The 25,640-nt window shown below is 56.1% G+C and carries 25 protein-coding genes and 2 tRNA genes; 6 read left to right on the forward strand and 21 right to left on the reverse strand.

Annotated elements, in window-relative coordinates:
• Positions 1 to 104: 104 nt before the first annotated feature.
• Positions 105 to 626, forward strand: a complete 522-nt coding sequence (locus ACR6AS_RS11760; protein WP_111139567.1) for a type 1 glutamine amidotransferase domain-containing protein — start codon at positions 105 to 107, stop codon at positions 624 to 626.
• 34 nt (positions 627 to 660) lie between these two features.
• On the opposite strand, the gene ACR6AS_RS11765 is transcribed toward ACR6AS_RS11760, so the two are convergent.
• Positions 661 to 1,089: a YhbP family protein gene (locus tag ACR6AS_RS11765; protein WP_293774178.1), complete on the reverse strand. Its 429-nt coding sequence runs from the start codon at positions 1,087 to 1,089 to the stop codon at positions 661 to 663.
• A 75-nt stretch (positions 1,090 to 1,164) separates the two neighbouring features.
• On the opposite strand from ACR6AS_RS11765, the gene ACR6AS_RS11770 reads away from it, so the two are divergent.
• Complete coding sequence (locus ACR6AS_RS11770; protein ID WP_199559997.1) at positions 1,165 to 1,458, forward strand: GIY-YIG nuclease family protein; 294 nt, start codon at positions 1,165 to 1,167, stop codon at positions 1,456 to 1,458.
• Here ACR6AS_RS11770 and ACR6AS_RS11775 read toward each other — a convergent pair.
• Positions 1,442 to 1,948 carry a GNAT family N-acetyltransferase gene (locus ACR6AS_RS11775; RefSeq protein ID WP_111139569.1) on the reverse strand — a complete coding sequence of 169 codons (507 nt, stop codon included), beginning with the start codon at positions 1,946 to 1,948 and terminating at the stop codon, positions 1,442 to 1,444. The genes ACR6AS_RS11770 and ACR6AS_RS11775 overlap by 17 nt on opposite strands.
• Positions 1,942 to 2,472, reverse strand: coding sequence for a ubiquinone anaerobic biosynthesis accessory factor UbiT (gene ubiT, locus ACR6AS_RS11780; RefSeq protein ID WP_418799089.1), 531 nt, complete (start codon positions 2,470 to 2,472; stop codon positions 1,942 to 1,944). The genes ACR6AS_RS11775 and ubiT overlap by 7 nt, the downstream gene beginning before the upstream one ends.
• Positions 2,473 to 2,672: 200 nt before the next feature.
• Between ubiT and ubiU the strand changes: the two genes are divergently transcribed.
• From ubiU to ACR6AS_RS11795, 3 genes are all read left to right on the forward strand, one after another.
• Positions 2,673 to 3,668, forward strand: a complete 996-nt coding sequence (gene ubiU, locus ACR6AS_RS11785) for a ubiquinone anaerobic biosynthesis protein UbiU (RefSeq protein WP_111139570.1) — start codon at positions 2,673 to 2,675, stop codon at positions 3,666 to 3,668.
• A gap of 9 nt (positions 3,669 to 3,677) precedes the next feature.
• A complete protein-coding gene (locus tag ACR6AS_RS11790; RefSeq protein WP_111139571.1) occupies positions 3,678 to 4,556 on the forward strand; it encodes a U32 family peptidase in 879 nt (292 codons plus the stop codon).
• 115 nt (positions 4,557 to 4,671) lie between these two features.
• Positions 4,672 to 5,682: a luciferase-like monooxygenase gene (locus ACR6AS_RS11795; protein WP_367396028.1), complete on the forward strand. Its 1,011-nt coding sequence runs from the start codon at positions 4,672 to 4,674 to the stop codon at positions 5,680 to 5,682.
• On the opposite strand, the gene ACR6AS_RS11800 is transcribed toward ACR6AS_RS11795, so the two are convergent.
• On the reverse strand, positions 5,683 to 6,603 hold the full coding sequence (locus ACR6AS_RS11800) for an AraC family transcriptional regulator (protein WP_293774187.1): 921 nt from the start codon (positions 6,601 to 6,603) through the stop codon (positions 5,683 to 5,685).
• Positions 6,604 to 6,777: 174 nt separating this feature from the next.
• On the opposite strand from ACR6AS_RS11800, the gene ACR6AS_RS11805 reads away from it, so the two are divergent.
• Positions 6,778 to 7,524, forward strand: coding sequence for an SDR family NAD(P)-dependent oxidoreductase (locus ACR6AS_RS11805; RefSeq protein ID WP_293774189.1), 747 nt, complete (start codon positions 6,778 to 6,780; stop codon positions 7,522 to 7,524).
• Between the two features lie 55 nt (positions 7,525 to 7,579).
• Here ACR6AS_RS11805 and ACR6AS_RS11810 read toward each other — a convergent pair whose 3' ends face one another.
• The 17 genes from ACR6AS_RS11810 to rlmE form a co-directional block, all read right to left on the reverse strand.
• Positions 7,580 to 9,472, reverse strand: coding sequence for a DEAD/DEAH family ATP-dependent RNA helicase (locus tag ACR6AS_RS11810; RefSeq protein ID WP_111139575.1), 1,893 nt, complete (start codon positions 9,470 to 9,472; stop codon positions 7,580 to 7,582).
• A gap of 16 nt (positions 9,473 to 9,488) precedes the next feature.
• Positions 9,489 to 9,545, reverse strand: a complete 57-nt coding sequence (yrbN, locus tag ACR6AS_RS11815) for a protein YrbN (protein ID WP_111139605.1) — start codon at positions 9,543 to 9,545, stop codon at positions 9,489 to 9,491.
• Positions 9,546 to 9,650: 105 nt separating this feature from the next.
• Positions 9,651 to 10,535 carry a lipoprotein NlpI gene (gene nlpI, locus ACR6AS_RS11820; RefSeq protein WP_111139576.1) on the reverse strand — a complete coding sequence of 295 codons (885 nt, stop codon included), beginning with the start codon at positions 10,533 to 10,535 and terminating at the stop codon, positions 9,651 to 9,653.
• A gap of 129 nt (positions 10,536 to 10,664) precedes the next feature.
• Positions 10,665 to 12,800 carry a polyribonucleotide nucleotidyltransferase gene (gene pnp, locus ACR6AS_RS11825; protein WP_111139577.1) on the reverse strand — a complete coding sequence of 712 codons (2,136 nt, stop codon included), beginning with the start codon at positions 12,798 to 12,800 and terminating at the stop codon, positions 10,665 to 10,667.
• 310 nt (positions 12,801 to 13,110) lie between these two features.
• Positions 13,111 to 13,380 (reverse strand): 30S ribosomal protein S15, encoded by a 270-nt coding sequence (rpsO, locus tag ACR6AS_RS11830; RefSeq protein WP_003851063.1) that lies wholly within the window; start codon positions 13,378 to 13,380, stop codon positions 13,111 to 13,113.
• Positions 13,381 to 13,511: 131 nt separating this feature from the next.
• Complete coding sequence (truB, locus tag ACR6AS_RS11835; protein WP_111139578.1) at positions 13,512 to 14,456, reverse strand: tRNA pseudouridine(55) synthase TruB; 945 nt, start codon at positions 14,454 to 14,456, stop codon at positions 13,512 to 13,514.
• Positions 14,456 to 14,863: a 30S ribosome-binding factor RbfA gene (gene rbfA, locus ACR6AS_RS11840; RefSeq protein ID WP_111139579.1), complete on the reverse strand. Its 408-nt coding sequence runs from the start codon at positions 14,861 to 14,863 to the stop codon at positions 14,456 to 14,458. The genes truB and rbfA overlap by 1 nt, the downstream gene beginning before the upstream one ends.
• A gap of 65 nt (positions 14,864 to 14,928) precedes the next feature.
• Positions 14,929 to 17,622: a translation initiation factor IF-2 gene (gene infB / locus ACR6AS_RS11845; protein WP_111139580.1), complete on the reverse strand. Its 2,694-nt coding sequence runs from the start codon at positions 17,620 to 17,622 to the stop codon at positions 14,929 to 14,931.
• 17 nt (positions 17,623 to 17,639) lie between these two features.
• Complete coding sequence (gene nusA / locus ACR6AS_RS11850) at positions 17,640 to 19,127, reverse strand: transcription termination factor NusA (RefSeq protein ID WP_111139581.1); 1,488 nt, start codon at positions 19,125 to 19,127, stop codon at positions 17,640 to 17,642.
• A gap of 24 nt (positions 19,128 to 19,151) precedes the next feature.
• Positions 19,152 to 19,604, reverse strand: a complete 453-nt coding sequence (gene rimP / locus ACR6AS_RS11855) for a ribosome maturation factor RimP (RefSeq protein ID WP_146240840.1) — start codon at positions 19,602 to 19,604, stop codon at positions 19,152 to 19,154.
• 211 nt (positions 19,605 to 19,815) lie between these two features.
• Positions 19,816 to 19,892: transfer RNA gene (locus ACR6AS_RS11860), tRNA-Met, on the reverse strand.
• Between the two features lie 59 nt (positions 19,893 to 19,951).
• Positions 19,952 to 20,038: transfer RNA gene (locus ACR6AS_RS11865), tRNA-Leu, on the reverse strand.
• Positions 20,039 to 20,075: 37 nt separating this feature from the next.
• On the reverse strand, positions 20,076 to 20,414 hold the full coding sequence (gene secG, locus ACR6AS_RS11870) for a preprotein translocase subunit SecG (protein ID WP_128083998.1): 339 nt from the start codon (positions 20,412 to 20,414) through the stop codon (positions 20,076 to 20,078).
• 217 nt (positions 20,415 to 20,631) lie between these two features.
• Positions 20,632 to 21,966, reverse strand: coding sequence for a phosphoglucosamine mutase (gene glmM, locus ACR6AS_RS11875; protein WP_418799083.1), 1,335 nt, complete (start codon positions 21,964 to 21,966; stop codon positions 20,632 to 20,634).
• 2 nt (positions 21,967 to 21,968) lie between these two features.
• Positions 21,969 to 22,802 carry a dihydropteroate synthase gene (folP, locus tag ACR6AS_RS11880; protein WP_434162279.1) on the reverse strand — a complete coding sequence of 278 codons (834 nt, stop codon included), beginning with the start codon at positions 22,800 to 22,802 and terminating at the stop codon, positions 21,969 to 21,971.
• Between the two features lie 78 nt (positions 22,803 to 22,880).
• Positions 22,881 to 24,806 carry an ATP-dependent zinc metalloprotease FtsH gene (gene ftsH / locus ACR6AS_RS11885; RefSeq protein WP_111139586.1) on the reverse strand — a complete coding sequence of 642 codons (1,926 nt, stop codon included), beginning with the start codon at positions 24,804 to 24,806 and terminating at the stop codon, positions 22,881 to 22,883.
• Positions 24,807 to 24,919: 113 nt separating this feature from the next.
• Complete coding sequence (gene rlmE, locus ACR6AS_RS11890) at positions 24,920 to 25,549, reverse strand: 23S rRNA (uridine(2552)-2'-O)-methyltransferase RlmE (protein WP_111139606.1); 630 nt, start codon at positions 25,547 to 25,549, stop codon at positions 24,920 to 24,922.
• Between the last annotated feature and the right edge of the window lie 91 nt (positions 25,550 to 25,640).

The raw sequence follows: 25,640 nt of genomic DNA on the forward strand, positions 1-25,640 counted from the left end.
AGCTGATCTTAACGGGCTGGCTTGCGTTCTCACGCTCAGCGACCAGGCTTACAAGCGTTAACGGAAAGCGCGCCCTGCGCTCTGCATGTCTTAGGAGGAAAAAAATGAGCAAGAAAGTTGCGGTTTTGATTACCGATGAATTTGAAGACTCAGAGTTTACCTCACCCGCTGAGGTGTACAAACGCGCCGGTTTCGACGTGGTTACCATTGAGAAACAAGCGGGTAATGTGGTGAAGGGCAAAAAAGGCGAAGCGGAAGTGACCATCGATCGCAGCATTGATGATGTCAGCCCGGCGGAGTTCGATGCCTTGTTACTGCCAGGCGGCCATTCGCCCGATGCCCTGCGCGGTGACGATCGTTTCGTCGCCTTTACCAAAGAGTTTGTTGCCAGCGGTAAGCCTATCTTTGCTATCTGCCACGGCCCACAGCTGCTGATCAGCGCCAATGGCGTGCGCGGTCGCAAGATGACGACGGTCAAGGCCGTTGCCATTGACCTGATCAACGCAGGCGCTGACTTCCACGACAAAGAAGTGGTCGTCGATGGCGATAAGCTGGTCACCAGCCGCACCCCGGCCGATCTGCCAGCCTTTAATCGCGAATCCCTGCGGATCCTCGAAGCGCTGTAAGCCTGCGACGCCCTTTTCCGCTGAAAAGGGCGTTTTATCCCTCTCTCTGCCAGCCGATTTTCCTGCCAAATCCCAGTGCGTTATCGGTCATCTTCACCTCATCCAGTGTGATCTCCCACAGCGGTGCCGACACTTTTCGCGCGACCGGAAAACGTTTCTGATACGCGGTTCTGGCGACCCTCTCCGCCTCCTCTTCCAGCCGGACGACCCGGCCGCGATACTGTACGCCTTTGATCAGCAGCACACTTCTGGGCTGGCCGTTAACGGTGCCCGCCACCTGCGGATTCTGCGCCATTAACACACCGTGGCGGGTATCGGGTTCCGTCATGATCCAGAAGGCCATGCGTGTTTCATCAAAAACGTAGTAGCAGTTCGCGCACCATAGCTGATTGTCAGCGGTGCAGCAGAGTGACAGCACATGCTGCTTTCTGAGGTAGCGAACCAGATGGGCATGATCGGACAAGATAAACTCCTGGCTGGGCACAGCCGCGTCAAGCGCGTTACACTGGCCGGCATCTTTTCTGGGAACGTAATTACGATGAGTCAGCAGTGGCAACTCTACATCGTCCGGACGGCGAAAGGGAGTCTCTATACCGGCATCACCACCGATGTGGCACGCCGGGTCGCTCAGCATCAGAGCGGGCGCGGTGCCCGTGCGCTGCGCGGCAAAGGTCCGCTGGAGCTGATGTTTCACTGCGAGGCAGGCGATCGTGCCAGCGCCTCCCGACTGGAGTATCAGGTTAAGCAGCTGACCCGTCAGCAGAAATTACAGCTGGTTGCGGGTCAGCCTGCTCATCTGGCGCACTGGCTGGGGCTTACGGCAGACGATTAAAGGGTTCGGCGTAGTCGATCTGCCCTTCTGCCCCATCGAAGGCGTTATCCGCCAGACGGTAAACCTGGAACGCCGCCTCCGTGCCAGGCCAGCGGCTGTGCAGACCGTGACGGGCCGCCGGTTCAAAGCCAAAACGGCCGAACAGCGCCGGATCGCCCAGCACGACAACGGCGCTGTAGCCAAACTCGTTGAGCGTGTCCAGCCCCTCATAAATGAGTTTGCTGGCGATACCCTGACCGCGCAGCGTCTCGTCGACGGCCAGCGGAGCCAGTCCGACCCAGCCGCGATCGTCACCCTGAACGCTGACCGGGCTGAAGGCGGCGTAGCCCAGCACCTGCCCTTCATCATCCGTGGCGACCACGCCTAAGGTCAGCAGGCCATCTTCACGCAGCGCCTGCGTCAGTTCCGCCTCGGCGGACGTGGCGAAGCAGCGCTTCAGCAGCGCATCGATACCAGCCGCATCCATACCAATTTCGCTACGGATCAACATGCGGCACCTGCGCGCGCCTGAATGGCCTTCGCGTCCTGTTTCATCCCGGCTTCAACAAACGCCGCCATCTGCTGAATCGCCGTGCGTAACGCGGTGGGCATAGCCTCGGGTTCAATAGCATCCATTACGTTTTTCACCTCAAGTCCCAGTTCAGTGTCCCCTTCAATCACCAGCCGGCGTTGAAAGAACAGCATATCGGGATCTGCTTTACGTGCTGCCACAAGCAACAGATCATTGGCATTGCCCCGAAACCAGACATCCGCTTCGGACTGTTGCAATACCGCCAGTCGGCCATCCTCCAGCGTGGTTATCCATTGCAGATTAAGATCGGCAATCCCGATACCCAGCAGGCGACCGTTCAGAAAGTCTAACTCACCTTCAGCCAAAGCATGACGAAATTGCCAGTTTAAGAGTTGTTGCAGAAGCCGCTTCCTGAGCGGAAAGGGGGTAAGCGCTGCGGGTAAGCCTAAGATTTTAGGACCGTTTTTCACAAAATGGGCATGTAACCGCTCTAACACTTTCATCACTCCCTTCAGAAAATTTTACGTATATTGCCATATCCTTTTCTGCGCGCCTCGGCCGGGATCAATAAAAACCGCCGTCATCAGGGGAAAAAAAAGCGCCATCCGGGGGGATGAACTGGCATTTCACTGCCTTAAATCAACATGCGCATCAGGCCGGATGCCTAGACTCGACGCCCGTCTGCATGTTGAGAGGAACACCTATGGAACTGCTCTGCCCGGCAGGAAACTTACCCGCAGTACGCACCGCCGTAGAGAATGGCGCGGATGCGGTGTATGTGGGGCTGAAAGATGACACCAACGCCCGCCACTTTGCGGGCCTGAATTTTACCGACAAAAAGCTGGCGGAAGCGGCGCGCTATCTGCATCAGCATCGCCGCAAACTGCACGTTGCAATCAATACCTTTGCCCACCCGGATGGCATGGGACGCTGGCAACGGGCGATTGATGTCGCCGTGCAGAACGGAGCCGATGCACTGATCCTGGCGGATATCGCCACGCTGGAGTACGCCGCAACGCGTTATCCGGAGGTTGAACGCCATCTGTCAGTGCAGGCGTCCGCCACCAATCTGGAGGCGATTCGCTTCTATCATCGCCACTTTAACCTGCAGCGCGTGGTGCTGCCGCGCGTGCTGTCGATTCATCAGGTGAAACAGCTGGCGCGCAGTACGCCGGTGCCGCTGGAGGTGTTCGCCTTTGGCAGCCTGTGCATCATGGCGGAAGGCCGCTGCTTTCTCTCTTCCTGGCTCACCGGCGAATCCCCTAACAGCGCAGGCGCCTGCTCACCGGCGAAGTTTGTGCGCTGGCAGCAGACGCCGCAGGGTATGGAGTCGCGTCTGAATGAGGTCTTAATCGACCGCTACGCCCCGGATGAAAGCGCCGGGTATCCGACGCTGTGCAAAGGACGGTATGAGGTTAACGACCAGCGCTATCACGTCCTGGAGGAGCCCACCAGCCTGAACACGCTGGAGCTGCTGCCGGAGCTGCTGCGGGCGGGCATCGCCTCGGTGAAGATCGAAGGCCGTCAGCGCAGCCCCGCCTATGTCGCGGATGTGGCGCGCGTCTGGCGTCAGGCGATCGATCGCTGCAAGGCGCAGCCGGACCAGTTTGCAATCGCGCCGCAGTGGATGCAGACGCTGGGCGATCTCTCCGAAGGCACGCAAACCACGCTGGGTGCTTATCACCGTGAATGGCAATAAGGAATGATGATGCAATATGCCCTTGGGCCGGTGCTCTGGTACTGGCCAACCGATACGCTGGACGACTTTTATCAACAGGCCGCCCGAAGCAGCGCGGATATTATCTACCTTGGCGAAGCAGTGTGCAGTAAACGCCGTGCCACATCCTATGCACGCTGGATGGAACTGGCGCGCGCGGTCGCGGCCAGCGGCAAACAGGTGGTGCTGAGCACGCTGGCGCTGCTGCAGTCACCCTCCGAGCTGAAAGAGCTGCAGCGCTACGTGGAAAACGGCGAATTTCTGATTGAGGCCAATGATATCGGCACGGTCAACATGGCCGCTGAGCGCCATCTGCCGTTTGTCGCGGGGCCGACGCTGAATGTCTATAACGCCGACACGCTGCAACTGCTGGTCAAAGAGGGAATGACGCGCTGGTGCATGCCGGTTGAGATGTCGCGTGACTGGCTGCTGCAGCTGCTGGCGCAGTGTGAGGCGCGGGGGATCCGCCAGCAGTTCGACGTCGAGGTGCTGGGCTACGGTCATCTGCCTCTGGCACTCTCCGCGCGCTGCTTCACCGCCCGCTCGGAAAATCTCGCCAGGGATGAGTGCGAAACCTGCTGCATCCGCTATCCCACAGGCCGCCGCGTCAACTCTCAGGAGGGGCAGCAGGTGTTTGTCCTCAATGGCATCCAGACCATGAGTGGCTACTGCTATAACCTGGGCAACGATCTGGCCGGTATGCGCAGCCATGTCGATTGTGTGCGGCTCTCTCCGCAGGATACGTCGACGCTGGCCGAAATCGATCGTTTCCGCGCCAATGAAAACGGCGAGGCGCCGTTAATGGTGGCGAAAGGTAGCGATTGTAACGGTTACTGGCGCAAACTGGCAGGCATGACGCTGCTATCCTGAGTAAAAGCACATACCGGCTATATTCCTGCTGAGGTTAGCAGTTTTAATATAAGGCATGATGCGTAATACTAAATGGTGCAGGTTTTAACGCCTGTGCCATACAACGGGAGTAGTCATGTCTGATAAAAAACCTCTTCGCCTGTCCGTGCTGGATCTTGCCCCGATCCCTCAGGGCGCAACCGCACGCGATGCGTTCCACAATTCGCTGGCGCTGGCGCGTCAGGCCGAAAAACTGGGCTACCAACGCTACTGGCTGGCTGAACATCACAACATGACAGGGATCGCCAGCGCTGCAACGGCGGTGCTGATTGGCTATCTGGCGGCCAACACCGAAACGCTGAAGCTGGGGTCGGGCGGGATCATGCTGCCGAACCACGCCCCGCTGGTGGTCGCCGAGCAGTTTGGCACGCTGGCCTCTCTCTATCCTGGCCGTATCGACCTCGGTCTGGGCAGAGCGCCAGGCTCTGACCAGCGCACGATGATGGCGCTGCGTCGTCATCAGGCCAATCTGCACGCCGACACCTTTCCCGAAGATGTGGCCGAACTGATCAGCTGGTTTGATGCCGAACCGGGTGCGCAGCTACCCGTTCAGCCCGTACCTGGGCTGGGTCTGAAGATCCCGGTCTGGCTGCTCGGTTCCAGCCTCTACAGCGCGCAGCTGTCGGCAAAAATGGGCCTGCCGTTCGCGTTTGCCTCCCATTTTGCGCCCGATCAGCTGTTCCAGGCGCTGCACGTTTACCGCGAGAATTTCCAGCCGTCGGCGCGCCTCGACAAACCTTATGCCACCGTCTGCATTAACGTGATCGCGGCTGACAGCGAGCGTGATGCGCGCTTCCTGTTTACCTCCCAGCAGCAGCAGTTTATCAATCTGCGTCGCGGCAAACCGGGTCCGCTACCGGCACCTGTTGAAAACATGGATAACCTCTGGTCACCGTCCGAGCAGTATGGTGTTCAGCAGGCGCTGAGCATGTCGCTGGTCGGCGATATGGACAAGGTGCGCCACGGTCTGGCCTCTCTGATGCGTGAAACTCAGGCGGATGAAATCATGGTCAATGGACAGATCTTTGACACGGAGGCCCGTCTGCGCTCCTTTGCTATTGCGATGGAGGCGGCGAACAGCCTGTAATCAGTTTTGCGGTGGGCGCAGGCTCTCCTGACTCACCGCCTGCTGACGACTGTCTCTGGCCGGGGATTGCCCATACAGGCGGCGATACTCCCGGCTGAACTGTGACGCGCTCTGATATCCCACCCGATAGCCTGCCGTGCCGGCATCCAGCTTTTCCACCAGCATCAGACGCCGCGCCTCGTTCAGCCGCAGCTGTTTCTGATACTGCATCGGCGTCATCGCCGTAACGGCTTTGAAGTGATGATGCAGCGAAGAGATACTCATCCCGACGCGACTGGCGAGCCGATCGATTCTCAGCGGCTGATGAAAATTTTCCCGCAGCCAGCGGGCCGCCTGCGCCACCCGGTTGCCGGGCCGTTCGGCCAGCGCCATATTCAGAATTCGCGATCCTTCCGGTCCCGTCAGCAACCGGTAAAAGATCTCCTGCTCGATGAGCGGGGCCAGCGCCTCAATATCGCCGGGATGATCCAGCAGGCGCACCAGCCGGATCACCGCATCCACCAGTAATGGCGACACTTTATGCACGGTGACGCCACGCTCATTGTCCGTGGTCGCCAGCGGCAGCGTCGGTGGGAACTGTTCAAGGTAGCGCATCAGTCGCGACTCATTAATCGCGATGCCAATTCCCAGATTCGGCTTGTCCGGCGTGGCGCGGGTGACACAGGCGCGCACCGGCATATCCAGCGTTACCAGCAGCAGATCGCCCGGGCCGTAATGCAGCACCTCATCCCCGATATGCAGGGCTTTGCCGCCCTGCGCCACCAGTGCAAAACTGGCCCATTGGGCAAAGTGCATCGGCTCGGTCGGTGCGGAAACCCGGCCAAAGAACAGGCAATCTATAGCACTGGCGTGCCGGCCATCTTCCGGTGCATGACGGGCGATCAACTCAGCCAGCACCTGCCACTTATCACTCTCACTCATTCCGCTCTCCTCTGACGCACCCTGTGCTGATAGTACCTGACGCCGGGCAGAATACCTGTCCCGCAGGAACAGATTTGCAGGATCGTGCAAAAAGCTTGCAGGATTGCGTTACCTGGTTTTCTGCGCCAGCGCGCATAGTCTGTCGACGCAATCATTACGGCGGAGAACAACATAATGAAGGCACTGCAGAATAAAGTCGCACTGGTAACCGGTGCATCGAAAGGCATTGGCGCGGCGATCGCCATCGCCTTTGCCACGGCTGGCGCCCGGGTCGTGGTGAACTATCGTCAGGATGAGGGTGGCGCTGCGGATGTGGTCAGCGATATCCTGGATCTGGGCAGTGACGCCGTGGCGGTTCGGGCGGATGTCACTCAGCATCGGGAGGTGGAACAGCTCTTCGCCACCACCCTCTCCTGTTTTGGCGCACCCGATATTGTCGTGAACAACGCGGGTTGCTTTCATCATGGCGAGTTTGAGGCGCTGACGCAGGAGGAGATGCAGCAGCAAATCAACGTTAACCTGCTGGGCACGCTGCTGGTCTGTCAGCAGGCGATCCATCACTTTCCCGCCCACGGCGGCACCATTATTAACCTCAGCGCTCTGAACAGTAAAAACAGCACGCCCGGCTCCGTCCTCTGGGCGGCGACCAAAGGTGCGGTGGATACGCTGACTCAGGGACTGGCGCGCGAACTGGGCCCCAGGCATATCCGGGTCAACGCGCTGGCGCCGGGAATGATACTCACAGAGGGATTACTGGCTGCGAAGAGAATGAGCCCGCAGCTCAAGGCGCAGCTGCTGGCTGCGACGCCGCTGGGGCGTTTTGGCCTGCCGGAGGATGTGGCGCAGGTGGCGCTGTTTCTGGCCTCGGAAGAGTCCGCCTGGGTCAGCGGCGAGCGCGTGATGATCAGCGGCGGAGCCTGACAGGCATAAAAAAAGGGAAGCCAGTGGCTTCCCTTTTTGTTACAACAGAATGTCGTTATGCATCGCGACGACGTGGAGCGGCTGCGCCATCTTCACGACGCGGACCGCGGCCACCTTCACGGTTGAAGCTGCGTCCGCCTTCACGACCACCTTCACGGCGCTCAGAAGAGAAACGACGACCGCCTTCACGGTTGCCCGCGCCAGGACCATTGCGACGATCACCGCCCGCAGGACGACGATCACCACGGCCTTCGTTTGGCTGTGCATCACCCAGCAGCTGCATATTCATCGGCTTGTTCAGAATACGCGTACGGGTGAAGTGCTGCAGCACATCGCCTGGCATGCCTTTCGGCAGCTCGATAGTCGAGTGGTTGCCGAACAGCTTGATGTTACCGATGTAACGGCTGCTGATGTCGCCTTCGTTAGCGATAGCGCCAACGATGTGACGCACTTCAACACCATCATCGCGACCGACTTCGATGCGGTAGAGCTGCATCTCGCCAACGTCACGACGTTCGCGACGAGGACGATCGCCATCACGGCTGTCACGCGGACCACGAGCTTCACGGCTGTCACGACGGCCATCACGGTCATCACGATCGCGGTATTCGCGACGTGGCGGACGTGGTGCTTCTGGTGGCAGAATCAGAGGACGTTCGCCCTGTGCCATCTTCAGCAGTGCAGCTGCCAGTGTTTCCAGATCCAGCTCATCTTCTGGCTGCATTTTGGTCAGCAGAGCACGGTACTGATCCAGATCGCTGCTCTCCAGCTGCTGCTGGACTTTAGCCGCAAACTTAGCCAGACGACGCTGACCCAGCAGTTCTGCGTTAGGCAGTTCTACTTCAGGGATCGTCAGCTTCATCGTACGTTCGATGTTGCGCAGCAGGCGACGCTCACGGTTCTCAACGAACAGCAGCGCGCGGCCGGCACGACCCGCACGACCGGTACGGCCGATACGGTGAACGTAAGACTCTGCATCCATCGGGATATCGTAGTTCACCACCAGGCTGATGCGCTCAACGTCCAGGCCACGGGCCGCAACGTCGGTTGCAATCAGGATGTCCAGACGACCATCTTTCAGGCGCTCCAGCGTCTGCTCACGCAGTGCCTGGTTCATGTCACCGTTCAGAGCCGCGCTGTTGTAGCCGCTACGCTCCAGGGCTTCGGCTACTTCCAGCGTGGCGTTTTTAGTACGCACGAAGATGATGGCAGCATCGAAGTCTTCCGCTTCCAGGAAGCGAACCAGTGCATCTGTTTTACGACCGTAAGCGGTCCAGTAGCTCTGGCTGATGTCAGGACGCGTGGTCAGGCTTGACTGAATACGCACTTCCTGTGGATCTTTCATGAAGCGCTTAGTGATGCGACGAATCGCTTCCGGCATAGTTGCAGAGAACAGTGCGGTCTGATGACCTTCCGGGATCTGCGCCATGATGGTTTCAACGTCTTCGATGAAGCCCATACGCAGCATTTCGTCCGCTTCGTCAAGCACCAGGCCGCGCAGGTTAGAGAGATCTAACGTGCCGCGTTTCAGGTGGTCAAGCAGACGGCCAGGCGTACCCACAACAACCTGTGGTCCCTGACGCAGTGCGCGCAGCTGCACGTCATAACGCTGGCCGCCGTACAGGGCAACCACGTTCAGGCCGCGCATATGTTTGGAGAATTCAGTCACTGCTTCAGCTACCTGTACCGCCAGTTCGCGGGTCGGTGCCAGCACCAGGATCTGAGGTGCTTTAACAGCAGGGTCGATGTTGTTTAACAGCGGCAGAGAGAACGCCGCAGTTTTACCACTCCCGGTCTGCGCCATGCCTAACACGTCACGGCCCGCCAGCAGGTGAGGAATACACTCAGCCTGGATTGGGGATGGCTTAACGTAGCCCATGCCATTCAGTGATTCAAGGATGTCGGCGTTCAGGCCAAGGTCAGCAAAAGTGGTTTGAATATCAGTCATGTAGTACACGTGCCTCTTAGATTTCGGCGGCCAGTCTACATAACTCGTCGTGAAAACTTTCAGTCATTTTCATCAAAAAGTGTGAACCGGCTCAAATTAGAAGTTTTGACGAACAGAAAAGCCCTCATCCTTTAAGATGATGACTTAACAGGTTTTACAGGCAAATTAAGTTCGTCAGCTATTGCTGGTCAGATTCTGATAAATCGTCTTGTGCCTGGCCGAGTTGCGCCAGTTCCAACAATGCGTATCGGTGTTCAACAAAGTTATTGACGTTGTTGGCCACCGCCAGTTTGAACAACGCTTTCGCGTCGTCCTTCTCCCCCAGACTTAGGTAATACTTACCTAAATAGAAGTTGGTTTCACTGAGATGTTCAGCGAGCGAGGTGTTATCCGTTGCGTCCGCCTTGAGACTTTCCATCAACGCTTTTTCGTTGATATCTCCAAGGTAGAACTCGACAATATTCCATCCCCATTGGTCTCTGACCGCTTTGTCGTGACGCTGTTGAAGCGCGACTTTTGCCTTATCAGCATCCATCTCACGTTCAACGAGATAGAGCCACAGACTGCGGAAAGGATCGTTAGGATCGTCTTGATAAAACGCCAGCAGATCATCTTGCGCTAACTTGTATCGACCGCCGTAATAGAGGGCGATACCACGATTTAAATGCGCATAGTTGTAAGTTGGTTCAAGCTCAAGTACAGAATCAAACGCTTCATAGGCGGCATCAAAGTTGCCCGCCTGCGTTAAGTATATGCCTAAGTAGTTAAACACTTCGGGCATATCTGGTCTTATAGACAGCGCTTGCGAAAAATCGTTCCGCGCTAATGCCCGCAGACCTAAACTATCATACAACACTCCGCGCTCATATAACAGCTGTGCGCGTTCATCATCGGTGAGAGCGCGACTGGCAAGAATTTGTTCCATGCGCGCCAGTATCACTTCCTGCTGCAGTGTGGGCTGTAAAGGCACTGCAAGAACTTCGTTCTTACGCCAATTGGAGTTGCTGCATCCTGCCAGCGTCAGAGCTGTCGCAACAAAACACCAGCGCAGAAAAGGCTTCATTTCCCACTCCCGAATACAAACATTGGGATAACCATCCTGTCATCCGCCTGCCCTGCACAAGGATTCCCGCCCTCGCGATGATACAAACGCCCCTCTCTGCCAGGCAAAGAGGGGCAAATCAGCAACGATTTATTCCGCGTCAGGCGTTGTCACCGCTGCAGCTTCTTCAGTCTGCGGCTTAGATTCTGTCGCTTCTTTGATGCTCAGACGTACACGGCCCTGACGGTCAACTTCCATCACCTTAACCGGTACTTCCTGACCCATCTGCAGGTAGTCAGTCACTTTCTCAACGCGCTTATCTGCGATTTGTGAAATGTGAACCAGACCTTCTTTACCGCCACCGATGGCCACGAAGGCACCGAAGTCAACGATACGGGTCACTTTACCGCTGTAGATGCGGCCAACTTCGATCTCAGCCGTAATCTCTTCAATACGACGAATCGCTTCTTTCGCTTTCAGACCGTCGGTCGCAGCGATTTTCACGGTGCCGTCATCTTCGATTTCGATCGTTGTGCCGGTCTCTTCGGTCAGCGCACGAATCACTGAGCCGCCTTTACCGATCACATCTTTGATCTTGTCTGAGCTGATTTTGATGGTGTAAATGCGTGGCGCAAATTCAGAAATCTCAGTGCGTGGTGTGCTGATAGCCTGTTCCATCACGCCCAGAATGTGCAGACGCGCACCCTTGGCCTGGTTCAGCGCTTCCTGCATGATTTCACGCGTAATGCCTTCGATTTTGATGTCCATCTGCAGCGCGGTGATACCTTCACGGCTACCGGCTACTTTGAAGTCCATGTCGCCCAGGTGATCTTCGTCACCCAGAATGTCTGACAGAACAACAAACTTCTCATCTTCTTTCACCAGGCCCATTGCGATACCCGCAACGGCGGCTTTGATCGGCACACCTGCATCCATCAGCGCCAGAGAGGCACCGCAGACAGAAGCCATTGAAGAGGAGCCGTTCGACTCGGTAATTTCAGAAACCACACGCACGGTGTAAGGGAAATCTTCCGCTTTTGGCATTACCGCTAACACACCGCGCTTCGCCAGACGACCGTGACCAATCTCACGACGCTTCGGCGAACCTACCATGCCGGTTTCACCGACAGAGTATGGAGGGAAGTTGTAATGGAACAGGAAGCTGTCGGTACGTTCGCCCATCAGCTCATCCAGGTTCTGCGCATCGCGGGTTGTACCCAGCGTTGCGGTAACCAGTGCCTGGGTTTCACCACGGGTGAACAGTGATGAACCGTGGGTACGTGGCAGAACGCCAGTGCGCACGTCCAGACCGCGGATCATATCTTTTTCGCGGCCATCGATACGTGGCTCGCCGTTCAGGATACGGGTACGAACGACGTTCTTCTCAAGGCTGTGAACGATATCGCTGATTTCAGCGCTATCCAGCGTTTCGTCTTCAGCCAGCAGCGCAGCAATGGTTTCGTCTTTGATGACGCCAACCTGGGTGTAACGCTCCTGCTTATCCGTGATGCGGTAAGCGTCGCTGATGCGCGCTTCGGCCAGGGCAGCAACGCGCGAGATCAGTGGCGTGTTGGCGGCTTCTGGCTGCCAGTCCCAGCGCGGTTTACCCGCTTCTGCAACCAGAGCATTGATGTTTTCGATAACAACCTGCTGCTGCTCGTGACCAAATACCACGGCGCCCAGCATCTGCTCTTCTGACAGGATCTCAGCTTCAGATTCCACCATCAGAACGGCATTCTGTGTACCGGCAACAACCAGATCCAGACGAGACTGTTTCAGCTCATCGGCAGTCGGGTTCAGGACGTACTGGTCATTGATATAACCGACGCGTGCAGAACCAATTGGGCCGTTGAAGGGCAGACCAGACAGAGACAGCGCAGCTGAAGCACCGATCATCGCAACGATGTCCGGATGAACCTGTGGGTTCACCGACACAACGGTGGCAATAACCTGCACTTCATTGATGAAACCTTCCGGGAACAGCGGGCGAATCGGGCGGTCAATCAGACGCGCAATCAGGGTTTCGCCTTCGCTTGGACGGCCTTCACGACGGAAGAAGCTGCCCGGGATACGACCAGCAGCGTAGGTGCGCTCCTGATAGTTTACGGTCAGCGGGAAGAAATCCTGACCTGGTTTGGTTTTTTTCTGGCCGACTACGGTGACGAACACGGCAGTATCGTCCATGCTCACCATCACAGCGGCAGTCGCCTGGCGAGCCATCATGCCGGTTTCCAGCGTGACGGTATGTTGACCATATTGGAATTTGCGTACGATCGGATTCAGCAAAATCAAAGTCCTTAACTTCGGGGCAGGGCTATCTGTAGCCCGCCATTGATTACCAATCTTCAGTTGCATCCTCGCGACTAATGACAACCCTCGACCGCCCCTGCGGTAAAGCCTCTCATTAGCCGCGCGAAATTCTGCAAACTCAAGATCACACTAAGCAACAATACATCAGTTTGGCCCGGATTGCTGCCGCTTGCTCGAAAAAAGGGGCCATAAAGGCCCCCTCTTCACGAAACTCGCACAAATCTGATCGTAAGCTGCACACCGTGCAAATGCCCGCATAACGCCCCGACGATCAGATTTTTCAGACTTAGCGACGCAGACCGAGGCTCTCGATCAGGCTGCTGTAGCGTGCAACGTCTTTACGCTTCAGGTAGTCCAGCAGCTTACGACGCTGAGATACCATGCGCAGCAGACCGCGGCGGCTGTGGTGGTCTTTTTTGTGCTCAGAGAAGTGACCCTGCAGATGGGTGATCTGCGCGGTCAGCAGGGCAACCTGAACTTCGGTTGAACCGCTGTCGTTAGCACCACGACCATATTTAGCAACGATCTCTGCTTTAGCTTCTACGCTTAGAGACATAATAAACTCCAGTAATAAATGAATGTATGGGTGCCGATCTCTAATTCAGCATCCCGCTTTAAAGCCGCGCTATTCTACTCTGCGCCTGATAGCAACGCAAATGCCCCATCAGCGAAAAGTGAAGGCGCCGCTTAATCCTGATATTCGACCACTAAACGGCGTGGTGCCAGCCGGCCATCGGCCGCAATTTCTGCCATACCGATAAACCTGCGCGCTTCGCCTTCTGATACTCTGACCAGCCCCTGCGCAGGCGCATTAGTGGCCTGCACCGGCTGCCCCTGACGAAAGAAGTCTGCCACCGCCGAAGGGATGTTCACTTCAGGAAAATCAGAAGCGGGACTGTCCATCGGCAGCAGCAGCGGATCGAGCTGCGTCTCCAGCGGGATACCGGCTTCGGTTGCTTCTGTCAGCAGCCTATTGAGCTGCTCCAGCGTCACCATCCGTTCAAAGGGATAACGCGCGACCTGAACGCGACGCAGCATAATGACATGCGCGCCACATCCCAGCTTTTCGCCCAGATCATCGATGATGGTACGGATATAGGTGCCTTTGGAGCAGTGAATCTCCAGCTCCAGCTCGTTATCCTGCCAGCGAATAAACTGCAATTCATAGACCGTGATCGGACGTGGCTCGCGGGTAATCTCAATGCCCTGACGTGCATACTCATACAGCGGACGCCCCTGATGCTTCAGCGCTGAAAACATGGAAGGCACCTGCAGCGTATCGCCGCGGAAGCTCTCCAGCGCGTTGTCCAGTTCGGCCTGCGTGAAGCTGACCGGACGCGTCTGCACAATGTTGCCATCGGCATCAGAGGTATCGGTCCGCTCACCCAGCCGGGCGATCACGCGGTAGCGTTTGTCGGAGTCGAGCAGATACTGCGAAAACTTGGTCGCTTCACCCAGGCAGATCGGCAGCATGCCGGTCGCGAGCGGATCCAGCGCGCCGGTGTGTCCTGCGCGATTCGCATTGAAGATACGCTTCACTTTCTGCAGGACATCATTCGACGAGACGCCTTGTGGCTTATCCAGCAACAACACGCCATGGACGTCGCGGCCGCGACGACGCGGACGACTCATTACGCCTCCTCGTCATCGCCAGTGGCGTCCGGGCCACGGCGCTCTTCATCGTTCTTCACGACGCTGGTCACGAGATTGGACATGCGCATCCCTTCAACCAGTGAGTTGTCGTAGAAGAAGGTCAGCTCAGGCACGATACGCAGACGCATCGCTTTGCCCAGCAGAATACGGATATAGCCGGACGCCTCTTTCAGGGCTTTCAGACCCTGCTTAACCGCGTCTTCATCCTGATCGTTGAGGAAAGTGACAAACACTTTTGCATAGGCGAGATCGCGCGACACTTCTACGCCTGACACGGTGACCATCATGCCCAGGCGGGGATCTTTGATCTCACGCTGCAGGATCATCGCAATCTCTTTCTGCAGCTCTTGTGACACGCGCTGCGGGCGACCAAATTCTTTCGCCATCATTATTTCTCCCAAATAATTCGGGAGGCCAGAGGCCTCCCAAATTGCAACACATCAGCAGTCTATTACTCGATGGTGCGTTTAATTTCGATGATTTCAAACACTTCGATCATATCGCCAACGCGAACGTCGTTGTAGTTCTTCACGCCGATACCGCACTCCATGCCGTTACGCACTTCGTTGACGTCATCTTTAAAGCGACGCAGAGATTCCAGCTCGCCTTCGTAAATCACCACGTTGTCACGCAGAACGCGGATTGGATTGTGACGTTTGATGTTACCTTCCGTCACCATACAACCGGCAATCGCGCCAAACTTCGGTGATTTGAACACGTCACGCACCGCAGCCAGACCGATGATCTGCTGTTTGTACTCTGGTGCCAGCATACCGCTCATTGCCGCTTTCACTTCGTCAATCAGGTTATAGATGACGGAGTAGTAGCGCAGATCCAGGCTTTCTGAGTCGATGACGCGACGCGCAGAGGCATCGGCACGCACGTTGAAGCCAATCAGGATGGCGTTGGATGCTGCAGCCAGGGTTGCGTCGGTTTCGGTGATACCGCCCACGCCTGAACCGACAATCTTCACCTTCACTTCGTCGGTGGAGAGTTTCTGCAGGGAGTCAGAGATCGCTTCCACAGAACCCTGAACATCCGCTTTCAGAACGATGTTCAGTTCAGACACTTCGCCTTCGGTCATGTTAGCAAACATGTTCTCAAGCTTAGATTTCTGCTGGCGAGCCAGTTTCACTTCACGGAATTTGCCCTGACGATAGAGCGCCACTTCACGGGCTTTCTTCTCGTCACGCACCACGGTTGCTTCATCACCCGCAGCCGGCACACCGGACAGGCCCAGAATCTCAACCGGGATGGAAGGACCCGCTTCCATGACTTCACGGCCCAGCTCGTCGCGCATTGCACGAACGCGGCCATATTCGAAGCCACAAAGAACGATGTCGCCCTTGTTCAGCGTACCTTCGCGTACCAGCACGGTTGCAACCGGACCACGACCTTTGTCGAGGAACGATTCGATAACCACGCCGCTCGCCATACCTGCACGGATAGCGGTCAGCTCCAGGACTTCTGCCTGCAGCAGGATAGCGTTTAACAGGTCATCAATGCCGGTACCTGCTTTCGCAGAGACGCTGACGAACATGTTTTCGCCGCCCCACTCTTCCGGAATGATACCGTACTGAGTCAGTTCGTTTTTAACACGATCCGGATCCGCTTCTGGCTTGTCACACTTGTTCACTGCAACCACAACCGGCACTTTCGCCGCTTTGGCATGCTGAATAGCTTCGATGGTCTGTGGCATCACGCCATCATCCGCCGCAACCACCAGGATAACGATATCCGTCGCCTGTGCACCACGCGCACGCATCGCGGTAAACGCGGCGTGGCCCGGGGTATCCAGGAAGGTGATCATACCGTTGTCGGTTTCAACGTGGTAAGCACCGATGTGCTGTGTAATCCCGCCCGCTTCGCCCGAGGCGATTTTGGTGGAGCGGATATAATCCAGCAGAGAAGTTTTACCGTGGTCGACGTGGCCCATGATAGTCACAACCGGCGCGCGGGATTCCTGCGCAGCGTCGGTGTCACGATCGTCCATTACCGCCTCTTCCAGCTCGTTTTCACGACGCAGGGTCACTTTGTGGCCCATCTCTTCGGCGACGAGCTGTGCAGTTTCCTGATCGATGACCTGGTTGATAGTCGCCATTGCGCCCATCTTCATCATCGCTTTGATGACCAGAGACCCTTTCACGGCCATTTTGTTTGCCAGTTCAGCAACAGTGATGGTTTCACCAATCACCACATCGCGGTTAACGGCCTGCGCGGGCTTGTTAAAGCCCTGCTGCAGTGCGCTTGGTTTGCGATGCTTGCCGCCTTTACCGCCACGAACCTGCGCACGCGCTTCTTCACGGTCAGTTTTGGCTTCAGAATGCTTGTTACCTTTTTTCGCCGGACGAGTAGCTTTGGCGGAGGTACGCGCACGCGCACGACCGGCTTCAACCTGACGATCGTTTTCGTCTTCTGCCTGACGGGCGTGGGTCGAAGTGGTGACGTGATAGTCGCCTTTATCCTCTTCTTCCGGTTTTTCCCACTCAGCTGATTTCTCTTCAGCCAGACGGCGGGCTTCTTCTGCCACAAGGCGGGCAGCCTCTTCGAGCTTACGGCGGGCTTCTTCTTCAGCTTTACGCTTCAGTTCAGCGGCTTCAGCTTCGCGACGGGCTTTGTCTGACTGCGCAGCCCTGGTCACTTCGTCGGTAGGTTGATTTGTCACTTTGTCATTTTCCGCTGCTGCACGTTTGGCCTTATCAGCGGCTTCGCGCCTGGCTTTGTCTTCGGCTTCACGTTGCGCTTTCTGTTCAGCTTCGCGACGGGCTTTTTCTTCAGCCTCGCGTTGCGCCTGCTCTTCCGCTTCACGCTGCGCCTCGGCTTCAGCTTCTGCCTGAGCTTGCTCAGCCTCTGCATCACCCTTCACATAGGTACGCTTTTTGCGGACTTCAATTTGCACCGACTTACTTTTACCCCCGGTGCCTGGAATATTCAAGGTGCTGCGCGTTTTACGCTGCAGCGTCAGCTTAGCTGAACCGACCTGACCGTGTTCACGGTTCAGGTGAGATAGTAAGGTTTCTTTCTCTTGCTGGGTCACGGCGTCATTTTCAGACTTCGGGATCCCCGCATCAGCAAATTGCTGTACCAGGCGATCGACCGGAGTCTGAATTTCTGCGGCCAGCGATTTTACGGTTACATCTGTCATGCTGTTCCTTCCTGTTATTACGCGTCATCGCCGAACCAGCAGATATTACGTGCGGCCATAATCAGCGCGCCGGCTTGTTCATCAGACAGGCCTTCAATATCCGTCAGATCGTCAACACCTTGCTCAGCGAGATCTTCCAGCGTGCAGACGCCTTTCGACGCCAGGCGGAACGCCAGCGCACGATCGAGGCCTTCAAGATTCAGAAGATCCGGAGCGGGCTCCTGATTTCCAAAGCTCTCTTCTTTCGCCAGTGCCAGGGTGGTTAACGCATTTTTTGCTCGTTCACGCAGGGCTTCAATGGTCTCTTCGTCGAGGCCGTCGACTTCCAGCAGCTCGTTGATTGGCACGTATGCCAGCTCTTCCAGCGAGGAGAAGCCCTCTTCCACCAGTACGGTGGCGAACTCTTCGTCGATGTCGAGATGTTTAGTGAACATATCGATCGCCGCATGCGCTTCAGCCTGATGCTTAGCCTGCAGATCATCGACGGTCATCACGTTCAGCTCCCAGCCGCTGAGCTGCGAAGCGAGACGCACGTTTTGGCCGTTACGGCCGATCGCCTGAGCCAGATTGCCAGCTTCTACGGCGATATCCATCGTGTGGTTATCTTCATCAACCACGATTGACGCCACATCAGCCGGCGCCATGGCGTTAATAACAAACTGCGCCGGGTTATCGTCCCACAGCACGATATCGATACGCTCGCCGCCCAGTTCGCTGGAAACAGCCTGAACACGCGCGCCGCGCATGCCCACACAGGCACCGACCGGATCGATACGTTTGTCGTTGGTTTTGACTGCAATCTTAGCGCGCGAGCCCGGATCACGAGCGGCGGCTTTAATTTCAATCAGTTCTTCACCGATTTCCGGCACCTCAATGCGGAACAGTTCAACCAGCATTTCGGGTTTGGAACGCGTCACAAACAGCTGCGCGCCACGGGCTTCCGGGCGGACAGAGTAGAGAACGCCGCGGATACGGTCGCCCGGGCGGAAGTTTTCGCGCGGCAGCATATCTTCGCGCAGAATCACCGCTTCAGCGTTGTTGCCTAAGTCGAGAGAAATGTTGTCGCGGTTAACTTTCTTCACCACGCCCGTGATAATTTCGCCTTCCTGCTCACGGAACTGATCAACCACCATCGCGCGCTCGGCTTCACGCACTTTCTGCACGATAACCTGTTTCGCGGTCTGAGTGGTGATACGGTCAAAGGTGACCGATTCAATCTGATCTTCAACGAAATCGCCCAGATTGAGTGCTTCATCTTCGTAACGGGCCGCATCCAGCGTGATCTCGCGCGTCGGCTGAGTTACCTCTTCAACGATTTCCCAGCGGCGGAAAGTATCGAAGTCGCCACTGCGGCGATCAATGCTGACGCGTACCTCAATTTCCTGCTCATACTTTTTCTTGGTCGCAGTCGCCAGCGCGCTCTCCAGCGCTTCGAAGATTTTCTCACGCGGCAGGGCTTTTTCGTTAGAAACGGCTTCTACAACAGCTAAGATCTCTTTGTTCATCCTGGTTAGCCTCAATCCGGACTTTTAAAAGTGGGGGACCAGGTTCGCTTTCTGAATATTACTCAGCGCGAACACTTCATCGTTACCCTCTACGTGCACCGTGATCATCTCGCCATCAACTGACTTGATGATTCCCTGCCATTTGCGGCGGTTCTGAACGGCCATACGCAACACCAGACTCACTTCTTCTCCCATGAAACGGGTGTAGTGTTCTGCGGTGAACAGAGGACGATCGAGTCCCGGTGAAGAGACTTCAAGGTTGTAAGGCACGGTAATAGGATCTTCTACATCCATTACGGCGCTTACCTGGTGGCTGACATCGGCGCAATCATCGACATTGATGCCATCTTCACTATCAATATAGATGCGCAGGATAGATGTGCGACTACGAACGAATTCAATTCCAACCAGTTCGTAACCCAGCGCTTCTACGGGAGCCGATACCAACTCTGTCAATTTTTGCTCTAATGTGGACAAGCCCACCCCCAAGACATAAAAAAAGGGCCTATAGCCCAGTATTACGATTCGCTAATAACAAAAAACCCCGAATAGTCGGGGCTTTTAATCACTGGACCCTGTATGCCGCTAAGCGGCCCGGACTCCATCCAAAGAATTTTCTTTCAAAAAATAGCCGTGAATGCGTCCGTCGATGCATACAGTATATTTGAAAAAGAACTCAAAGGGAAAGTGGTTGCGGGGGCCGGATTTGAACCGACGACCTTCGGGTTATGAGCCCGACGAGCTACCAGGCTGCTCCACCCCGCGTCCGAAAACGTGGCGAATAATACGCCAGACCTGCATAAAATGCAAGGGATACTACGATTTGGTACCGAGGACGGGACTTGAACCCGTAAGCCCAATCGGGCACTACCACCTCAAGGTAGCGTGTCTACCAATTCCACCACCACGGCACTACACTGACCACAACGATGCGTTGTGCTGACGACCTTACTTAGGAATATCGCTGCCCGGCGTAACCGGTTGAGCTGGCTTTTCAGTCTGTTGAGAAGACTGCGCCGGCGCAGAAAGATTTTCCCACTCGCTTCCTTTCGAAGACTTATTGCTGTTCAGGTTACCGAGAACCAGGCTGATGATGAAGAACAGTGCCGCTAAAATGCCGGTTGTACGTGTCAGGAAGTTACCTGAACCCGAAGAACCAAACACTGTACCGGATGCGCCTGCACCGAATGAGGCTCCCATATCAGCGCCTTTGCCTTGCTGCAGCATGATCATGGCCACGAGGGCGATCGCTACAATAAGGAAAACAACTAAAAGAGCTTCGTACATATTCAACCTGTTCCTTGCACGATAATCGTACAGTTAAAGCTTCAGCCAGTATTGATGGGGAGTCTCGTCATCACCCATCAGAAGCGGGTGTGAATACTAACCAAAGGCGCATATCTCTGCAAGTGCAATTTTCACTGCCTGTACTGATTGCAGAAAAAAGCGCCATCCCGGTGATTTTACAGGCAGTTCTGCACGCAGCGAACTGCCCGTTAGCGCATTAAACCGCTTTGACCTGATCGGCGATGCGATTGGCCAGTTCGGTCACCTGCGCCTCATTTTCGCCCTCAACCATCACGCGAATCAACGGCTCCGTGCCCGATTTGCGCAGCAGCACACGTCCGCGTCCCGCCAGCGCTTTTTCGACCTCGGCCGTGACACTTTTTACGGCATCACTCTGCAGGGGATCGTGTTCACCCGCAAAGCGCACGTTGACCAGTACCTGAGGCAGCATCTTCATGCCGCTGCAGAGATCGTGCAGGCTCATGTGGTTACGAACCATGGCAGTGAGTACCTGCAGACTTGCGACGATGCCGTCGCCCGTGGTGGTTTTATCCAGCAGGATGACATGACCGGAGTTCTCCGCGCCAAGGCGCCAGCCCTTCTCCTGCATCTTCTCCAGCACATAGCGGTCGCCCACTTTGGCGCGGGTGAACGGAATGCCGAGCTGTTTCAGCGCAAGCTCCAGACCCATATTGCTCATCAGCGTTCCGACTACCCCGCCCCGCAGCTGCCCCTGGCGCAGTGCTTCGCGTGCAATGATGTAGAGGATCTGGTCGCCATCCACTTTGTCGCCCAGATGATCAATCATCATGATGCGGTCGCCGTCGCCGTCATAGGCCAGACCGATATCGGCCTTCTCAGCCAGAACACGCTGCTGCAGCAGTTCCAGATCGGTGGCACCGCACGCCTTGTTGATGTTCATGCCATCCGGCTGAACGCCGATAGCAATCACGGTCGCGCCCAGTTCACGCAGGACATTCGGGGCGATGTGGTAGGTGGCACCATTGGCGCAGTCCACCACTATCTTCAGCCCATTCAGGCTCAGTTCGCTGGGAAAGGTGCCTTTACAGAATTCGATATAGCGTCCCGCAGCATCCACGATGCGGCTGGCACGACCGAGCTGCGCGGATTCAACGCAGGTAATCGGCTTCTCCATCTCCAGCTCAATCGCTTCCTCAACATCATCAGGCAGTTTGGTGCCCTCGGATGAGAAGAACTTAATGCCGTTGTCATCGAATGGGTTGTGTGAGGCTGAGATAACAATTCCCGCCTCTGCACGGAAGGTGCGGGTCAGATAAGCGATGGCAGGCGTCGGCATCGGGCCGGTAAACGCGGCGGTCAGGCCTGCGGCGGCAAGGCCCGCTTCCAGCGCAGACTCCAGCATATAGCCAGAGATACGTGTATCTTTGCCGATGATGATCTTTTTCGAACCGTGACGCGCCAGCACTTTACCTGCGGCCCAGCCCAGTTTCAGGACGAAGTCGGGCGTGATAGGGGCTTCACCGACTTTGCCGCGAATACCGTCTGTACCAAAATATTTACGATTACTCATGATTATCCTTTTGCTCTTCGGGTCGCTTCGACCACGCGCATCGCTTCGGCCGTCTCTTTAACATCATGCGCGCGAATAATCTGTGCGCCCTGCATGGCAGCAATCACCGCGCAACTCAGGCTGCCGGTTAAACGCTGCGACGGACCGACATTTAACAGCTGGCCAATCATCGATTTTCGCGACATTCCTACCAGAAGTGGCAGGCCAAAGTGATGAAAATCGCCGAGATGCGCCAGCAGCTCATAGTTGTGGCTGAGATTTTTACCGAAACCGAAGCCCGGGTCGAGTATCAGTCGCGCTTTTTTGATCCCTGCCGCCTCGCAGCGCGCGATCTGCTGAGCGAAGTAAGTGTCCACTTCGGTCAGGATATTTTCATAATGCGGAGCCTGCTGCATGGTGCGCGGTTCGCCCTGCATGTGCATCAGACAGACGGGTAGGTCGGTTGCGGCCGCGGCTTCCAGTGCACCCGGCTCAGAGAGTGACCGGACGTCGTTAATAATGTGAGCGCCCACTCGCGCCGCTTCCCGGATCACCGCCGCCTTGGAGGTATCGACTGAAATCCAGACTTCAAAACGCTGGGCAATGGCGTCGATCACCGGGATGACCCGCTCCAGCTCCTCTTCCTCGCTCACCTCATCCGCGCCAGGACGGGTCGATTCACCGCCCACGTCGATGATGGTGGCACCGGCATTAATCATCTCGTTGGTGTGCGTCAGCGCATCGACCAGCGCGTTATGCCTCCCGCCATCTGAGAAGGAGTCCGGCGTGACATTCAGAATGCCCATCACATGCGGAAACGATAGATCGAGATGGGAATCACGGGCGAACAACTTCATGGCGAAAACTCCTTTGGGTCACTATCCGGATGTAAAAAACCCCGGACCAGCCGGGGTTTTGTCTGACGATGTTGCGTCTTATTTGTTGTACTGCTCAGACATGGTGTTGCCTGGGTTCGGCGTACGCGGTTCATCGACCGGACGTGGCGCCTTTGGCGTGCCGTTGTTGTCTGAGTTGCTGCCTGGGTCTTCCCAGCCTGCTGGCGGACGCACTTCGCGACGGGCCATCAGGTCATCGATCTGCGGAGCATCGATGGTTTCATACTTCATCAGCGCGTCTTTCATCGCGTGAAGGATGTCCATGTTCTCACCCAGAATGCGACGTGCGCGCTGGTAGTTGCTGTCGATCAGGTGTTTGACTTCCTGGTCGATGATGCGGGCCGTTTCATCAGACATATGTTTCGCTTTCGCGACAGAACGGCCGAGGAAGACTTCACCCTCTTCTTCTGCATAGAGCAACGGACCCAGTTTTTCAGAGAAGCCCCACTGCGTCACCATGTTACGTGCCAGGTTGGTCGCGACTTTGATGTCGTTCGACGCGCCGGTAGAAACATGTTCAGCACCGTAGATGATCTCTTCCGCCAGACGACCGCCGTAGAGGGTAGAGATCTGGCTTTCCAGTTTCTGACGGCTGGCGCTGATCGCGTCGCCTTCAGGCAGGAAGAAGGTCACACCCAGCGCACGACCGCGCGGAATAATGGTCACTTTATGCACCGGATCATGCTCAGGAACCAGACGACCGATAATGGCGTGGCCTGCTTCATGATAGGCGGTGGACTCTTTCTGCGCTTCCGTCATCACCATGGAGCGACGTTCCGCACCCATCATGATTTTGTCTTTCGCTTTCTCGAACTCCACCATAGAAACCACACGCTTGTTCGAGCGGGCGGCGAACAGTGCAGCTTCGTTGACCAGGTTAGCCAGGTCTGCACCAGAGAAGCCCGGCGTACCGCGCGCAATGATTGCAGCATCGATATCGGTGGCCAGTGGTACACGGCGCATATGGACTTTCAGGATCTGCTCACGACCGCGAACATCTGGCAGGCCGACCACGACCTGACGGTCAAAGCGGCCCGGACGCAGCAGCGCAGGGTCCAGTACGTCAGGACGGTTGGTGGCGGCGATAACGATAATGCCTTCGTTGCCTTCGAAACCGTCCATCTCAACCAGCATCTGGTTCAGGGTCTGCTCACGCTCATCGTGACCACCGCCTAAACCGGCACCACGCTGACGACCGACGGCGTCGATCTCATCGATAAAGATGATGCAGGGCGCGGCTTTTTTCGCCTGTTCGAACATGTCACGCACACGGGATGCGCCGACACCCACAAACATTTCCACGAAGTCAGAACCGGAGATGGTAAAGAACGGCACCTTTGCTTCACCGGCAATCGCTTTTGCCAGCAGGGTTTTACCGGTACCCGGCGGCCCCACCATCAGCACGCCTTTTGGAATCTTGCCGCCCAGCTTCTGGAAACGGCTCGGCTCACGCAGATATTCAACCAGCTCGCCGACTTCTTCTTTCGCTTCGTCACAGCCAGCTACGTCAGCAAAGGTGGTTTTGATCTGATCTTCCGTCAGCATGCGGGCTTTGCTTTTGCCGAAGGACATCGCGCCCTTGCCGCCGCCGCCCTGCATCTGACGCATAAAGAAGATCCACACGCCAATCAGCAGCAGCATCGGGAACCACGAAATGAAGATGGAGGCCAGCAGGCTTGGTTCTTCAGGCGGTTCGCCCACCACTTTGACGTTTTTGGTCAAGAGGTTATCGAGCAACTTAGGATCGTTGACAGGAATGTAGGTGGTGTATTTATTGCTGTCTTTTTTAATAACGTTAATTTCACGCCCGTTAATACGTGCCTCGCGGACCTGATCCTGGTTCACTTCCGACAGGAAGGTTGAATAATCAACCCGACGGCCATTCGACTCGCTGGGCCCAAAGCTCTGGAATACTGACATCAGCACGACCGCGATGACTAACCAGAGAATCAGGTTTTTCGCCATGTCACTCAAGGGATTAACCTCATATTACAACGGTGTTAACAGATAGCGTAGGGTACTATAGATCCTGCATACATGGAATCGCAGCAACGCTGCGGACCTCTCCAGCAATTTGGTTATAGTTTGCGCCCAGTCGCCACAATGTACACTTCACGTGAACGTGAACGTGAAGCGTCCGGCTTACGAATTTTCACTTTCGTAAACAGGGAGCGAATTTCCCGCAGGTATTCATCGAAGCCATCTCCCTGAAACACTTTCACTACAAAACTACCGCCGGGTGCCAGAATATCCCGACACATATCCAGCGCCAGTTCGACCAAATACATCGACCGGGGAATATCTACGGCAGGTGTACCACTCATATTCGGTGCCATGTCAGACATGACAACCTGAACCTGTTGATCACCAACACGCTCAAGCAGCGCATTGATCACCGATTCTTCACGAAAATCGCCCTGAAGGAAATCGACACCGACAATCGGATCCATTGGCAGGATATCACAGGCAATGACGCGCCCTTTGTTCCCGATTTGCTGTACCACATATTGCGACCAGCCACCGGGCGCAGCACCCAGATCTACCACGGTCATACCGGGTTTGAAAAGCTTGTCACCCTGTTGTATTTCATCAAGTTTAAACCAGGCGCGCGAACGCAACCCTTTTTTCTGCGCCTGAAGCACATATTTATCGCTAAAGTGTTCCTGAAGCCAGCGGCTGGAGCTGGCCGAACGCTTTTTACCCGTCATAATATTTCCAACTAAATCGTCATCGTAGCGATAAACCTGCACGCAATGGGTTGCGTCGATTTGGTGATATACCCGAGATGGCGGTAGAATG

This window comes from Pantoea phosphatilytica (assembly GCF_051025615.1).
Lineage (GTDB): Bacteria > Pseudomonadota > Gammaproteobacteria > Enterobacterales > Enterobacteriaceae > Pantoea.